A 14,737-nucleotide genomic window follows, 5' to 3' on the forward strand; every position below is an offset into this window, starting at 1 on the left:
CTGCATCAAATGGAATACCTGAAGCTCAGCCAGCAAATCCGCCCGCATTTTCTTTTTAACAGTCTGAATGCGATGACGTCTCTCGCCAGGCTGAACAGAAATGAAGATCTCATTGAATCAATGGAGAAGTTCTCTCTATTTCTGAGGTATCAGAACAGGGATAAGAGGTCTCTTATTTCTTTTGAAAGTGAATTGGAGCATACAAAAAACTACTTGGCAATCCAGCAGCTGCGTTTTGGCAAGAAGCTCGAAGTAGAGATCATGGTTGATGAACGGGCACTGTTAACACATCTTCCTCCCTGCACTCTGCAGACATTAGTGGAAAATGCCTCTAAGCATGGCTTAAACGTTTTGTATGATCAACAACCCTTGGGTACTCTGGTCTTTCAACTCCAAATATCTAACTCCTCCTATTTCTCCCGACCCATACATTATTATAAATCCCTTAAACTCATGCGGGAGACTTAATTCCAATGCGTCTTCTGCTCTAGTTATATTCTGTGAAATAATTTCACTTCAAAATCTTGGTAATAATTACTCACAGATGTACTTATGTATGCTTTGAAAAATATATCTTTTGTCTCGCCAATCTTGCTTTTGTATGTATGTAGGTATTATCAGAAGCGCACGGCTATTTCTTCTGAGTCAGTGGCGGCGGCTGAGCAGGGGAGAGCTCATCAAGGGGCTGAGGCTGTAAAGAAGTTTGAAAAAATATTGAATCGACCGTAAGGACTTGTTTCCAATTTTCCGGCAAGTGATTATGAAAGCTATTTGAACTCCGTGGAAACAGGAGGTGCTTATAAATTCGCACCTATACTTTTCAAGGGATGAAACTAGTGCGAATAGCCATAAACTGTGGACAGAATATTAAACTGAATATTATATTGCAAAATAACCTTCCGCTTTATGTAGATCTTTTCTTCTTACATCTATCTATTTTTTCAGTTATTTGCTATTCTTTCTTTAGTTCGAATAAAAGTGAGGGTTTCTGAAATGAGAACAGACAAACATAAGAAGAAGCGCACCTGGCTTAAGGTCACTGGGCTTGTCCTACTGATGCTTGTGCTTGGTGGAGGCGCTTACGCATATAGCATTTATCATTCGTTGAATAAGGCTGTGGAGACGATGCATACTCCGACAGAAAGGGAATCCTCCCTGCGAACCAAAGAAGTGGAGTACAGTTCCAAGGATCCGTTTTCTGTGTTGTTGATGGGCGTCGATGAGCGCGAGGGGGACAAAGGGCGTTCAGATACAATGATTGTGCTGACCGTAAACCCGGAATTGGAGTCTGTGAAAATGCTCAGCATACCCCGTGATACACTTACCGATATTGTAGGTCATGGGACAAGGGATAAGATCAATCACGCATATGCTTTTGGCGGGGTAGAAATGGCAATGGACACTGTTGAAAATCTGATGGATATTCCAATTGACCATTATGTAAAGATCAATATGGAAGGATTTAAAGAGATTGTCGATGCTGTCGGCGGCGTGACTGTTCAAAATGATTTATCTTTCTCTTCTGGTGGATATGACTATCCTGAAGGTGAGATAACCTTGAGTGGTGCTGAGGCATTGGCATTCACTCGTATGAGACACGACGATCCACGTGGTGATTTCGGACGACAGGAACGCCAGCGCCAAATCATCCAGGGAATCATTAATGAAGGAGCAAGTGTCTCAAGCTTGTGGAAGTTTGATAACATCTTTGATGCTTTGGGCAATAACATCAAAACCGATCTATCCTTCGATGAGATGATGGATATCCAGAAGCACTACAAAGCAGCTGCCACGGACATTAGTCAAATTCAGATCCAGGATGGCTCAGGAACTACGATCGACAGAATTTACTATTATCTTATCCCTGAAGAAGTAATCGCCCGATTGCAGAGTGAGCTTAAGGAACACATGGAGATCGAATAATAACCTGGGGACAGTCACCTCACGGGATTAGCCTCATGTTAAGATCACCAAAAGCCCTGGCTGGGAATAGAGGGCACTGAAAATCTGCCGATTTCTAAACTATAACTAAAATTAATAAAGAAAAAGCCACCCCTTCTTCCTATAAAAGGAAGAAGGGGTGGCTTTTTCTTGGATATAAACATATATGCTGCCCTTTATTATCACATTAGTTTTAGGATCCTTTTAATATTTACCGCAAATATAGCCATGGCACCTTGTAATTCCATGCCAATTAGACCCGAGGATTCTGCTACATCATACCCGTGTCTGTGTTTTAGTTCACTATTTTTCGCTTCAATTTTATATCGTTCTTTTGCCTTTTCCTTAAAATACTCGCTTTCCTGGAATTTTGCTTGGGAGGAGTGCTGATCGGACTTTATAGTAACGGAATACGTCTTACTTTTGGCTCCTTCCTTGTAGCACCCTTCTCTCAGTGGGCATCTCTTACATTTATCCACGTCATAATAATAGGTGTCTGCCTGGTTTTTGCCTACTCCTTTTTTACCTTGCCTAGCTTTCCTTATAGCCATATGTCCTGCCTTGCAGACATACATACCCGCATCCTTATTGAATTCGAATTCGTCCTCTTTTTTTCGAGCACCCTGAGTGATTAGAGGGTTCAATTTTGAAACCAGTTTGATTTCATTTCCTTCACTATATTCAATATTATCTTTCTCGGAATAGGCCGCATCCCCAATAACCGTCTCAACTTCCATACCCGCGCTTATACTTTTCTCTATGAGAGTCTGGAGTTCTTTTCCGTCACTTTTTTCTCCGGTGGTAATGGTTGCGGCTGTAATAATACGTTCTTCGCTCATCGCAAGATGGGTTTTGTAGCCAAAGAAGGAGGAGTCAGCTGTTTTGTGCCCTACTTTGGCATCCTGATCTTTCAAGGACTGGAGCTGCTCAATATCATCGGCAACCGTTTCTTTCAGGAGATTTAGCTGTTCCTTTACTTTTGGGTATTCTAAAAGGGGCTCTTCCTTTTCTATCACCTCAATGAGCTTTTGTGAGTAGGCGATCTCATCTTCCAGCACATCACTGGTGGGTTTCAAAGGGAATTTGTCTTTCATATTTTCGTTTATCTTATAAATCGATTTCCTAAGATTCTTCGATCGCTCCACAAGAATTTCCTTTGGCTTCATTTGATTATAGCGGGCTTTGGTATGGGTGGCATCCACAATAATGGACTTACTTTTTATGATTTCTTTCTCTATGGCAATCTCAACCGTCTTGTTGACAAGCATGTCTAATAAGTTCATGTCCTTTAACCTAAGTTTACGAAACTTAGTCAGAGAACTTGAATCAATGACGGGCTCTTCTGGAGCCATATTCAAAAAATACTTGAAAGACATATCATATTTAGACCGCTCAACAATATCGACATCTGATACATCGTGAATGGTTTTCAAAAACAAATATTTGAACATGCGAATAGGATCAATCGCATTTCGCCCATTATCATGACAATATTTATTCTTTAATTCATCAAAAATAAAGGAGAAATCGATTAAATCGTTTATTTTCCTTAACATATTGTCCTGAGGAACGACGATATCATAAAGGTCCATATACTTACTGAACATCATTGTTTGTTGTTGTTGAATCACTGGAAACCACCCACTTAATATTGTTAGTTCTATTATAAAGTAAGGATTTATTAGCGGGTAGTGTTCTTTTTTCTCAATGTTGATTGGAGTGGAAGGTGCACGACCTCCTGCGGGACTAGCGGGACAGGTGAGACCCCGCAGGCGAAGCCGAGGAGGCTCAACGCCCGCCCCGCGGAGTCGTGCACCTGGAACGGAAATCAACACTAATTCGTGAAACCTGAAGTGAAAAAGGCAGAATCGCTCTTTGAGGTGAGCGATTCTGCCTTTTAGAACTTTATTGGACTTTTTCAGTGCCCTCTGGGAATAAGCCGGGGCTTTTCATTGTTCAGAAATACTGGGGATTTACACGCTATATACTATTAACTTTTGCTATCTTCATAGGTTTTCATTTAGGTATAAGGTAATGCGTGATAGGGCCCTTTCAATGGAATGAAGGGTCCGGTAGGATGAAAGGGATTTTGCTGAAAGAGGAAGAATCTTTTGAAGAAATTTTTGATGGTGCTATTAACACTTAGTCTCGTATTTCCTTTCTTATCTACCAGTACCGAAGCAGCCGGTGAATTCACTGATGTTTCATCTGGCTTCTGGGCAAAGGATGAAATTAAACACATCAGCAGTTTGGGGATCATCAAAGGATATGATGATGGCTCTTTTCGGCCCAACAATGAGGTGACCCGCAGACATGCCGCTTTAATCATCGGCCGTGCACTGGATATTGATACTTCCAACAGGCCAAGCCCGCAATTTGTGGATGTTCCTGTTAAGGATGAATCATATCCCTTCATTGCTGCATTAACGGATGAAGGCGTGTTTGATAATGCAGCATACTTCAATCCATCAGACTCCCTGACGAGAGGGCAGATGGCAAAAATTTTGGTAAAGTCTTTTGACATCACTGGCTCTAGTTCGAAAGTGTTCATGGATGTTCCCCTCGGTTTCTGGGCGTATCCGTATGTTACTCGGCTTACTGCTAGCTGGATTACAACAGGGGTCAATGAATCTTACTATGCCCCAATTGATTTTGTGAGCCGGGCGCAGATGGTGGTCTTTATTGATCGGACGCTGAATTACAAGAGTGAGAGTTTTCAATCTGCAGAGATTTTGAGATTGACGAATATTGAGCGAGCCAAGGTTGGGGCGCCTGCGCTGAAGCTTTCAACTGATGTGCAGCCGGTGGCCATGCTGAAAGCAAAGGATATGGCGGTTAATGGTTATTTTGATCATACTTCCCCTACTTATGGCAGTCCATTTGATATGCTTAAATCTTTTGGGATTATATACTCGCATGCCGGAGAGAATCTATTTGCCGGAAATTCGTCTCCTTCAATAGCGGTTTCTTCATGGATGGACAGCCCTGGGCATCGTGCAAATATGCTGAACCCAACATTCACTCATCTGGGGGTCGGGTATGCAGAAGGTGGTCCTTACAGGCATTATTGGGTGCAGATGTTAATAACAAAATAGGTTTTGATTTTGGGAGAAAGGCTTTGGTGCCTTTCTTTTTTTGTCATGCGAGGAGGGACCCTCCACTCTAAGCCATTTTGGAGGCTAACAAGGAAACCCACCGACAAACTACACCAGTCTAATCATGACCAAAACGCGGGTATTTGGTAGTAGACTATTGAACATCTGAGCATATTTTCTATCTAACATCAAACCGGGGTGTGCCAGTCACGCCCAGGTTTTTGTCGATTTGAATGGTTTTCTTCCAATAGAGTAATAGTCCACACCAACTTGATTGGCTTCTTCAGGGCTAAGGCAGTTTCGTCCGTCGAAGACCACCGGGGTTCTCATTTCAGTAGCAAGCGCCGCCATATTCAGTGTCTGGATTTGCTCCCATTCTGTTACCACGAAGGCCATGTCTGTTCCTTTAACTGCGTCCAATGGATTTTTAGCATAATCTATTCGGTCTCCAAATACTTTCCTCGTATTTTGCATTGCAGCTGGGTCAAAGACCGTTATATCGACCCCATAGTGCAACAACTGCTTTATCATCTCAATCGATGCCGTCTCCCTGATGTCATCGGTATTCGGTTTAAACGCCAATCCTAGAATGGCCGCCCTTTTCCCTTTTAATGTATGAAAATGCGCCAATGCTTTGCTTACCAGCTTGATCTGCTGACGGGAGTTCACCCTGATCACAGATTCCAAAAGCTCAAAATGCTGCTCTATGTCACCGGCAATCTGGACAAGGGCGTTAGTGTTTTTAGGAAAACATGACCCGCCATATCCGATTCCCGCCCTTAGAAATTGTGGACCTATCCGTTTGTCCAAACCCATTCCCTCTGCTACTTCCTCGATGTCAGCATCCAATTTTTCACAGAGATTGGCGATTTCATTAATGAAGCTGATCTTCGTTGCGAGAAAGGCATTGGAGGCGTACTTGATCATCTCGGCACTTTCTTTGGAAGTTTTCAGTACAGTTCTCTGAAATGGTTTATAAAGCTTTTCCAACCTGCGCGCTGCTTCTAGTGAATCCGTCCCGATGACAATCCGGTCAGCCTCAAACGTATCTGCAATAGCGGAGCCCTCCCGCAGGAATTCTAGATTAGAAGCGACCTCGAATCGGATGTCCCTTATTAGTGATGACGCAATCCAATTCTTCACTTTCGCATTGGTTCTGACAGGGATGGTGCTTTTCGTGACCACCAATACACCATCTTCATCAAGATTTCGGGCGATATTTTTTGCTGCATTTCTGATATACGAAAGATCGGCAGAACCATCCTCATTTTGCGGCGTTCCTACCGCAATGAATAAACTTCTGCTTCTGCACAACCCTTATAATCGGTTGTAAAGCCGATACGCCCCTCCGCAAGGTTTTTTTTCAGCATCTCAACAATCCCCGGTTCATAGATCGGGGACTGGCCGTTCTTGAGCCTCTGGATTTTCTCTCCGTCGATATCAATGCACGTCACTCTGTGTCCGACTTCGGCAAGGCACACCCCAGTAACCAGACCGACATATCCCGTTCCGATTACAGATACCTTCATCTGAAGCACCTCCTTCATTGTTAATTATATTTTATCAAAGCACCCGTTAAATCAGCACTGCTGGGGAAAGTATTAAAGATTTTTACATAAAATTAACGCACTAAAGAATTAGTGCGTTCAGACCTTCGACAAACCCCGCTCCAACCAGAAGGTTGGAGCGGGGTTTGCTATTTCCGAGTGAGTATAGTTGATAAATAGACTGGACATAGCCCTCGCCATGTCCAGTTTGCTAACTTCTTAAGGTTCATGGCAGCAAACGTAAGCATCGCCTGCATTGAAACTTCTTGTACACCTCTTAAGGTCGTCCAACGCATACCATGCTTCTCTTTCCCATCAGTAAAAACTCTATCGATTGTTTCTTTTCGCTGCACATAAAGTGTTTTTATTTCAAATCTGTGTGCCTCAGACATTCAACCCCATCTAAGTAATCCTGCCAAAGGTGTAGATGAATATTTTGGTATGGTTATGACTTTGTGTGCACTTCTCTAATAACGGGCAATCTTTACATTTTAGTGAAGCAGAAGCGTACTGTTTGTACACATTTGTTATGGTGTGATATGGAAGTATTTGACCTTCCGGACAAATATAACAGTCAAAATCATAATTTTATTTCTGGAGGTACCCCTCTTTCGTTAGGCGACGAGTATAGTGCATAACCGGCCTGATTTCTTGATTCTATTAAGAACTTAGCAATATGTGGTGTTTTTATATCCAGTGTCAACAACTACAGAAGAAGGTTTCCCAACTTTATTACTGACTAGGTTCACAAGTGGATCCAGTATTTGACTGTAATGAACATTCCTCCAGTAGCAAGGGATCAAGGGCTTGTTCAATCTTCCTTACTAAGTGGTCTTGCGGGAATAACTGGTCCAGTGCAACCATCTCAATCCGGTTCCTTCCATCTTCTATATATTTTGATAACATAGTGTATCCATCCTCAGTTTTTTTAAGAGTTGAGTTGATTGGATTGGAGGGCGTACATTTCCTGCGGGATCAGCGGGACAGGTGACATTCCTAATACAGTTCCATTGCACAGCCCCTTGGGGTCGTGCGCCTGTTGCGGAAATTTTTCGTTTCCAATATAAAGGTACTTAACATAATTATACAAAAAATCTTATAGACATGGTCCGTAAATTGGACTTTGTCTACAAGTTCAACAATAAAAACAGGCATTCGCCTGTTTTTTATTGTCGACTAATGTTGAAGTCTTTTATTTTATTATTTATATAGCTAATATATTTATCATCCTGTTGAAGTTCAAAAACAATTAAAGCTTTCTCCATATACTTCACTGCTTCTTTCATTTTCCCTTGCAGCTCACAATTGTATCCTATGTGATAATGGAGTTGTCCCAGTAAATATATTGAATCTTTTTGAAGGCACCATTGAATTGCTTCTTGACAATATTTCGTTGACTCTTCCAATTTATTCAAACGAGTCAATAACCTTGCCAGATTATAATATAACCTTGTCTTAATTGTCTGATCTGCTAGATTGGGAAGCATCTTCAAATTTTTATTGATTTCTTCAAACACGACCAATGCTTGTTCTAAATCCTGTTTCCCTAGTATCGCTCCAATAGTTAGCTTGATTTCAATTTCACGCTCTGACCACAATTTTCCTTTGAGATGAGTTAGATCAATAGCACTCTCCAGTGTTTTTATTGCCTCTTCGCTATTTTGTTCAACCTCAAATTTATAAATTCCTTTGTGCCACAATAGAAGTTGAAGATTCTTCTTATTTTGTAAGAAGAGAGGATTCTCAACCTCAGCTTTGACTATTTCCATCATTTCTTCATATTTATGGTTCCGACGGGTATTTTTTAATTGTCGGAAAACTTCCATCACATAATCTAAACGAGGCGTCATACCGATATCAAAGAAGTAGTTTACATCTACCCCTAGTTTTTGTGATATTAAATACAAAGTTGAAGCATAGGGATAAACCACCCCTTTTTCTATTTTGCTAATTTGAGCTTGCGTACATATACCTTCAGCCAGGTCTTCTTGAGACAAGCCAATATTCTTTCTTAGTTCTTTTATTTTTTTTCCTACTAAAGAAAAATCCATTATTTGATCTCCCCTAAAATATGCCTAGAGTTATAATTTGATTTAAAAGTTATAGCATGACTGAAAAATACACTTAAATAGTAGTCTATAAGACCCCAGGTCGGAATTTTACAAATTCAAAAAGTATGTTTTAATAATTATAACATTTAATAATTTTACTATTAATCGAAAGGGATGAATAATAATGAAAAAACGTTTATTTGCTGTTCTAACTGCTACTTTACTTGTACTTGGTGTTGCAGGAGCTTCTGCAAGTGCTGCCCCTGTTTCTCCGCAGTCTGTAGAACTACCAAACGAATATTAATTTTCATGCACTTCCTTTTTGGAAGTGCTTTTTTATTATTATAATCTTAGCTTAGCATTTACGCTTACCACTAACTATATTCTTTTAGGAATATGCCTCAAGTTATATAAACCTCAGAAAAACATGGTTATTCCCCTAAAACACCTCGTTTTAAAAGAATTTCTCTATTTTCAGCCAGAATCCTGCTTTTATAGAATTTGTTAAGATAATAGTACTAAATGGTTAGGGGGTTCGAAGGATGAGTGAAATTGAGATGAAGGTGATTCCGTCCTATATTGATGATGAATTGGCGATCGTATTCCACTTCGAGTTCAAGACATCACAGATGAAGGTTGGAGAAGCAACTGTTTACACATATAAACTCACAGACTCCCACTCGCAAACCACTGGCCCTAAAGGATTCAGAAAGAATAAATATGCTGTTTTGAAGGAGCTTGAAATCCTCGAAGAGTATAGATATATCGCAGTGAATAAGATTTCTCATTTCTTGAAAGTGATTGGAATCCCTGCTGTCGCCCAGGACTTGATTGCTTAAGTATAGTATGAATGACGAAAAAATCTCCTCACCCTATTTTGGATAGGAGGTTTTTTATTATGGGAAAAAATAAGGACTTTAGTATGGTAACCTTAAAGAAGAAGACTTAGGAAAGGGGACCATAAAATGCTGCAGGAAGATCCGGACTTAAATAAAGATATATTGAATTTAAACGGATATATAACGAAAAAGGAATTTATTAATCATAATCGCTATCACTTCAAGAAATTTAATCGAATAGTGATTGGGGTGTCTTTCATTCTTATTATGGGGATAATTCTAAATGTGATAAAGGATGTCGAAGAAGGTATAGGCGTTAGGGGGTTTCTTCTTGTCTTCGGCGTATTAATTTCTGTTATCATCGCTTATCTTTTGGTTATATGGGCAAAATTGGTGAACAGGATAAGGGCAGGCAGAGAATATACCAGCGACCAGTTGTTTAAGAATGAATATTTCCTGATTATTTCACCTGAAGAAATCCAGCAAAAGGTAAGGAGGTCTGTTAGTCACTTCAAGTGGAGCGATATTCTTTCTGCACATGAACACAAAGATATGTTTCGACTGTACGTATCCAGTAATAAAGCGATTTTGATTCCTAAGACGTTTTTCAAATCCCAGGAAGAGATAGAACAATTAAGATCTCTGATCAAAATAAATGTGAATAAAGATAAGATCAAATTTCGTTGAAGATGACCTGAGAGCGATTTTCTTTCGGAAATCGCTTTTTTTATAGAAAAAAACAGATATAGCTTGTGCCTATCTGTTCAGGTCATCGTTTTTCAGTTTTTTGCTTCTGTAAGTATGCCTCTTCTTCCTCTGCTGAAAGAAGGCCTTCCGCTCTTCCGACAGATCCATTCTGCAGAGACCAGATCTCATTGTGATCATGATCAGCTTCACTGAAGTCTCCTTCCTGCCATTTAACAAGGATTTCTCTGTACTCCTGCTCATGTTTGTAATCACCTTTATCCAGTTCCCCCAGAAGGTATAGGATTCTTTCTTCCGCCATTTTATAGAAGGACCATTTCTTTTTCGCCTGGACTTTCTGGTGGCTCATGGCATGGATATACTGCTGCATGACTCCTTCGTTAATGGGCGAGATGAAAGGTTCCCCAAACGGATTCTCCGTATTTCCTTCAGCTTGTGTTTCCTCGCCGCTGAATTCCTCTGAAGTCCTGTCCCCTATGCTCAGGTTGCCTTTACCGCCATTCTCATCAAAATAAATGTAGATGGAGCCTGCCGAAACAGTTCCTAGTAATAAGAAAATAAGTACAAATAATGCTTTCTTTTTCGCCTTGGTCATGAGCCTACTTTCCCCCTCTAGTGTTTAGGCGATGGATAATGTTTGACTGTCTTATTGATTATTAATTTCCAGAGACGGGAGAGCCCCCGAATGACTGGGGGCATTATTTCTGCCATCACCATTTTTGATAAAATTTCTTGGTGACCTCTACCGTATGCGTACTTCCGCCTCTGTCTTGTACGTTTTCGAGCAGCATGGCGAGGACGAATTCAGGGTTGTTCTGGTCGTAGCTGACGAACAGTCCGTTCTCTGTGCCGGTGGTGCCCTGTTCCGATTTGATTTCGGCTGTCCCGGTTTTGCCGGCTATCTCCCTGCCTTCCACGGCTGCTTTACCGGCAATTCCTTCTGTGACGACTTTTCTAATGTCTGTTTTAAGGAGCTCGGCATTTTCTTTAGTCAGCAGGTCATTTTTCCAGACTTCTTGTTTCGCCCCATCAAGGAGCAGCGGTTTCATCATGATACCGTCATTGATAATGGCTCCATACGAGCTGGTTAAATGAAGGACGCTCATCAGGATTTGTCCTTGTCCGTATGCCGAGTCAGCCAGCAGGATTTCTTTGTTGATCTCACCCTCATTGGTTATCTGTGAAGGGGAAATCGGGTAGGCAAACGGAATATCCTCGCCAAATCCGAAATTTTTCAGCCCCTGCTGGAAGGTATCGGCCCCCATATCGAGCCCAGCTCTGGCAAAATAAATATTGTCGGAGAACTTCAATGCGCTTTCCAGATCCACGTTGGTATCGTTGTCGAATACCCTGGTAATTTTATAACCGCCCCATGAATCATCCTTCTGCCATTGTTTTCCTTCTATTTTGTAAGCCTTGGCAGGATCGAGTTTTCCAGAGTGCAAGCCAATCGCCGCTGTTATCGGCTTCATTGTTGAACCTGGTGAATACGTATTTACGATGCGGTTCAGCAATGGCTGATCAGGATTATCCTGTAACGCTTGATATTTAGTTGATGAGATGCCAAGGGCAAACTCATTGGAATCAAAGGATGGGACACTGATCATGGACAGCACTTCACCCGTATTGGGGTTTAAAGCTGTCGCCGTGCCTGCCTCGTCCTTCATTTGATCATACAGTGCTTTTTGCATATCGGCATCGATGGTCAGCTTGACATCTTCACCATGCTGGACCTCTTTAGTGGCAATGGTTACTGCATCTCCGCTTTCTTTTTCAATGAGGATGACCTTGCCGTCTGCCCCTCTAAGTTTTTCTTCATAAAGTTCTTCCAGCCCTCTTTTACCGATGACTGCCTGGTCTGAGTATCCTTTGTCTTTCATTTCCTCGTACTCTTCAGCCGTTATTTTTCCAGTATACCCAATGATATGGGCAGTTGCTTCAGCATAAGGGTACTCCCTTGCCTCCACTTTCTGGTTGAACACTCCCGTAATCGAGGTCAATTCAACTGCCAAATCTCTGTTGGTCATCGGAATCTTCTTTAATGGAACAAAATGCTCAGGCTGGACCCAGCTTTGATTCATTTGTTCCTCAATATAATCATGTGTGGTTTCAAGGAGATCGGCCACTTTTTGCAGGTTCGCAGTATCGAATTTCTCCGGCACAACCCCTATTTCATATGCCTGGCCATTGACTGCCAATGGGATGCCTTCTCTGTCTTTGATTTCCCCTCGTTCTGCAGGAACTGTTTGGATTCTGACTTTGTCCCCTTGCTCAAGGTCAGGCAGGATCAGTGAGGGATTCCAGTTCAGATACCAATTTTCCTGGTCGTCCTTGGATTCCTTTACAAGTTCTACTTCTTTTTCATACTGTATTTCTCCTGCTAAGGTGGTCATTTTTATATCCACAGGAAATTTTGCAGATTCCTGCTTTTCCCACTCTTGCTCTTCTTCCGGCTTTTTAAAAGTTACTTGAAGATCTTTGACCTCCAAGTCTGTATAAAGGTCTTTAGCTCTCTTTGAGAAATCTTCTGTGGAATAGGTTTCTTTTGAAGCTTGGCTCAGGTAATCGCTGTGCATTTTATCGAACTTTTGATCGTTCCAGAGCTTAACATATGCTTCAAGGCGATCGTCTGGCTGAGGTTTTTCCTGACAGCCGGCCAAAAAAATAAGTGACATAAGGACGGATATAAATATGAGTTTCTTCATTGTTTTCCCCCTTGTAGGCTTTACCACTAGTTTATGTCGTTCATATAAGATTATTTTACAGGTAATACCACCCAATTTGTAACGTTTGGCTCTTTTTTAAAATTTTTTTCACAAGAGGTTTACCGGCTTTTGGAAGGGGGTAGTAAAAGGATAAATAGAAAAAACCCTTCCTGGCGGGGAAGGGTCATGGACGTTTATGTTTTTATTAGTAGCGGCCGTAGCCAGTGATTTTTGGATTCCAGTAACTGTTGCTTAATGAAGTGACTTCGACTCCATCATTTCCAGCATGGATGAATTTGTTATCTCCCATGTAGAAGCCTACGTGAGAAATTCCAGGTTTATAAGTGTTGCTGAAGAAGACAAGATCACCTGGCTGTGGGCTGCTCACACGAGTTGCTCCATTCCAAAGACCGGCTGCGCTTGTTCTGCTTACATTTTTACCTGCTTGTTTGTAAACATAGTAAATGAAACCACTGCAGTCGAATCCTGATGGAGACGCGCCGCCCCAAACATATGGTGTTCCCACGTGTCTCTTCGCTTCATTTATTACGCCTACACTGTCATTTGACGAGCTGGCCACTTTTGTGACGACTTGCTTTGCAGGTGTTGATGCTGTTTTGCCGTTGATTGATAGTTTTTGTCCTACACGGATAAGATCACTGCTTAGTCCGTTGTTTGCTTTTAGCTGTGATACAGATGTTCCGTATCTTTTTGCGATGTGGCTTAGTGTATCGCCTGATACTACTGTGTATGTACTTCCGCTTGAAGTGGACACAGTTTTCGTTGGAGTTGCTGATGTTGAGCTTCCAGATGCGCTTACTTTCAGGCGTTGTCCAGGGAAGATCAAGTCGCTGCTTAATCCGTTCCAGCTTTTCAGGCTGCTGACAGAGGTGCCGTGATTTTGAGCAATCTTGCCAAGGTAGTCTCCACTTTTCACTACATAGGTTGTGGCGCTTGTTGAAGTTTTGGCAGGTGAGGATGTGGTAGTTTCCCCACCGACTTCTAGTTTTTGATTTACATAGATAAGGTCTGAGTTAAGGCTGTTCCAGTTCTTAAGTTCCGATACTGATACGTTATATCTTAGAGCCAGATGAGAAAGAGTGTCTCCTGACTGTACTGTATGACTCGCTGCTGAAGCGGATGCTGCAAAACCAGTTGTTAACATTGCGGCAGTTGACAAAGCAATTAGTGATTTTTTCATAAAAATAGTTCTCCTTTGTTTCTCTGCAAGATTTTTTGTAACCAGATTGCTTGTTACCTGATCACGAGAAATATTGTATCGCAGAAAAAGAGGAATTTTTATGGAAATCTTTTCCGACCAACCTACCATTTTTCACCTGTGTTGGTCTAAAAATCTATGAGCCTTAGAACCTACGGGAGTTTGAGAGATTTAGCCCAAAAAAATTATTCAGAAAGTTATCGTTATTGGATTATTTTACTATTTTTCCGAGGGTTGAAAGTGTAAATATACACTTAAAAACGTTGATTTGGCGCGGTTTTGTGGAGTTTCTATTGTGACAGCATCGAGTGTAGTGTTACTATACTGTGATAGTATTGTTACAAATATTACAATAGTTTCATATAAATTGCAAACAAAAAATAAGTCCCTGATCTGATTGTCAGGGACTTATTTAGTGGTTTGTGCTTTAGTGCTTTAAAGCACTCGGGGACAGTCCCCTGCTCGGGTGTTGATTATCTATTTTTTCCAGATGATTGAAACAGACTTCCCCTTCTTCCCAACCGTGATTTGATTGCGCAACTTACCTCTACATGTAGGGGGGGTATGTAATGACAACTGAACTTTAGAAGGTGTATTTATATAAGATATACCATTCTTCTTGCGTTTCGTTGTAC

General features: G+C 41.3%; 11 protein-coding genes and 2 pseudogenes. 5 read left to right on the top strand and 8 right to left on the bottom strand.

The annotated features are described in order from the left end of the window. The first annotated feature begins 9 nt into the window (after positions 1-9). Complete coding sequence (locus tag AC4E8A_RS21730) at positions 10-468, top strand: sensor histidine kinase (protein WP_490195873.1); 459 nt, start codon at positions 10-12, stop codon at positions 466-468. Between the two features lie 525 nt (positions 469-993). Then, entirely contained in the window at positions 994-1,923 is a 930-nt protein-coding gene (locus AC4E8A_RS21735; protein ID WP_490195874.1) for an LCP family glycopolymer transferase, read from the top strand. A 200-nt stretch (positions 1,924-2,123) separates the two neighbouring features. Here AC4E8A_RS21735 and AC4E8A_RS21740 read toward each other — a convergent pair whose 3' ends face one another. Further along, on the bottom strand, positions 2,124-3,572 hold the full coding sequence (locus AC4E8A_RS21740) for an IS1182 family transposase (RefSeq protein ID WP_490195675.1): 1,449 nt from the start codon (positions 3,570-3,572) through the stop codon (positions 2,124-2,126). A 480-nt stretch (positions 3,573-4,052) separates the two neighbouring features. Between AC4E8A_RS21740 and AC4E8A_RS21745 the strand changes: the two genes are divergently transcribed. After that, on the top strand, positions 4,053-5,036 hold the full coding sequence (locus tag AC4E8A_RS21745; RefSeq protein ID WP_490195875.1) for an S-layer homology domain-containing protein: 984 nt from the start codon (positions 4,053-4,055) through the stop codon (positions 5,034-5,036). 207 nt (positions 5,037-5,243) lie between these two features. Here the strand turns inward: AC4E8A_RS21745 and AC4E8A_RS21750 are convergent. The 4 genes and pseudogenes from AC4E8A_RS21750 to AC4E8A_RS21765 form a co-directional block, all read right to left on the bottom strand. Further along, positions 5,244-6,565, bottom strand: a pseudogene (locus AC4E8A_RS21750) (UDP-glucose dehydrogenase family protein). 167 nt (positions 6,566-6,732) lie between these two features. Beyond that, a pseudogene (locus AC4E8A_RS21755) lies at positions 6,733-7,365 on the bottom strand (transposase); the annotation flags it as partial. Further along, entirely contained in the window at positions 7,316-7,489 is a 174-nt protein-coding gene (locus AC4E8A_RS21760) for a hypothetical protein (protein ID WP_490198972.1), read from the bottom strand. The gene AC4E8A_RS21760 and the pseudogene AC4E8A_RS21755, both read right to left, overlap by 50 nt. 260 nt (positions 7,490-7,749) lie before the next feature. Next, the gene (locus AC4E8A_RS21765; RefSeq protein WP_490195876.1) at positions 7,750-8,634 is read right to left on the bottom strand and encodes a helix-turn-helix domain-containing protein; all 885 of its coding nucleotides are present in this window, start codon (positions 8,632-8,634) and stop codon (positions 7,750-7,752) included. Positions 8,635-9,176: 542 nt separating this feature from the next. On the opposite strand from AC4E8A_RS21765, the gene AC4E8A_RS21770 reads away from it, so the two are divergent. Both AC4E8A_RS21770 and AC4E8A_RS21775 read left to right on the top strand, forming a co-directional pair. Continuing rightward, complete coding sequence (locus tag AC4E8A_RS21770) at positions 9,177-9,473, top strand: hypothetical protein (protein ID WP_490195877.1); 297 nt, start codon at positions 9,177-9,179, stop codon at positions 9,471-9,473. Positions 9,474-9,599: 126 nt separating this feature from the next. Beyond that, positions 9,600-10,160, top strand: coding sequence for a YcxB family protein (locus tag AC4E8A_RS21775; RefSeq protein WP_490195878.1), 561 nt, complete (start codon positions 9,600-9,602; stop codon positions 10,158-10,160). Positions 10,161-10,242: 82 nt separating this feature from the next. On the opposite strand, the gene AC4E8A_RS21780 is transcribed toward AC4E8A_RS21775, so the two are convergent. The 3 genes from AC4E8A_RS21780 to AC4E8A_RS21790 all read right to left on the bottom strand — a co-directional run bounded on the left by AC4E8A_RS21780 (position 10,243) and on the right by AC4E8A_RS21790 (position 14,084). Next, positions 10,243-10,773 (bottom strand): DUF6241 domain-containing protein, encoded by a 531-nt coding sequence (locus AC4E8A_RS21780; RefSeq protein ID WP_490195879.1) that lies wholly within the window; start codon positions 10,771-10,773, stop codon positions 10,243-10,245. A 115-nt stretch (positions 10,774-10,888) separates the two neighbouring features. Continuing rightward, complete coding sequence (locus tag AC4E8A_RS21785; RefSeq protein WP_490195880.1) at positions 10,889-12,883, bottom strand: penicillin-binding transpeptidase domain-containing protein; 1,995 nt, start codon at positions 12,881-12,883, stop codon at positions 10,889-10,891. 205 nt (positions 12,884-13,088) lie between these two features. Continuing rightward, positions 13,089-14,084, bottom strand: a complete 996-nt coding sequence (locus AC4E8A_RS21790) for a C40 family peptidase (RefSeq protein ID WP_490195881.1) — start codon at positions 14,082-14,084, stop codon at positions 13,089-13,091. Between the last annotated feature and the right edge of the window lie 653 nt (positions 14,085-14,737).

Source organism: Bacillus sp. SRL337 (assembly GCF_984799155.1).

Excerpts from the sequence above, each read along its gene's own strand:
- AC4E8A_RS21730 (WP_490195873.1), top strand. The coding sequence starts at position 10 with ATGGAATACCTGAAGCTCAGCCAGCAAATCCGCCCGCATTTTCTTTTT.
- AC4E8A_RS21735 (WP_490195874.1), top strand. The coding sequence starts at position 994 with ATGAGAACAGACAAACATAAGAAGAAGCGCACCTGGCTTAAGGTCACT.
- AC4E8A_RS21760 (WP_490198972.1), bottom strand. The coding sequence starts at position 7,489 with ATGTTATCAAAATATATAGAAGATGGAAGGAACCGGATTGAGATGGTT.
- AC4E8A_RS21765 (WP_490195876.1), bottom strand. The coding sequence starts at position 8,634 with ATGGATTTTTCTTTAGTAGGAAAAAAAATAAAAGAACTAAGAAAGAAT.
- AC4E8A_RS21770 (WP_490195877.1), top strand. The coding sequence starts at position 9,177 with ATGAGTGAAATTGAGATGAAGGTGATTCCGTCCTATATTGATGATGAA.
- AC4E8A_RS21775 (WP_490195878.1), top strand. The coding sequence starts at position 9,600 with ATGCTGCAGGAAGATCCGGACTTAAATAAAGATATATTGAATTTAAAC.
- AC4E8A_RS21780 (WP_490195879.1), bottom strand. The coding sequence starts at position 10,773 with ATGACCAAGGCGAAAAAGAAAGCATTATTTGTACTTATTTTCTTATTA.
- AC4E8A_RS21785 (WP_490195880.1), bottom strand. The coding sequence starts at position 12,883 with ATGAAGAAACTCATATTTATATCCGTCCTTATGTCACTTATTTTTTTG.
- AC4E8A_RS21790 (WP_490195881.1), bottom strand. The coding sequence starts at position 14,084 with ATGAAAAAATCACTAATTGCTTTGTCAACTGCCGCAATGTTAACAACT.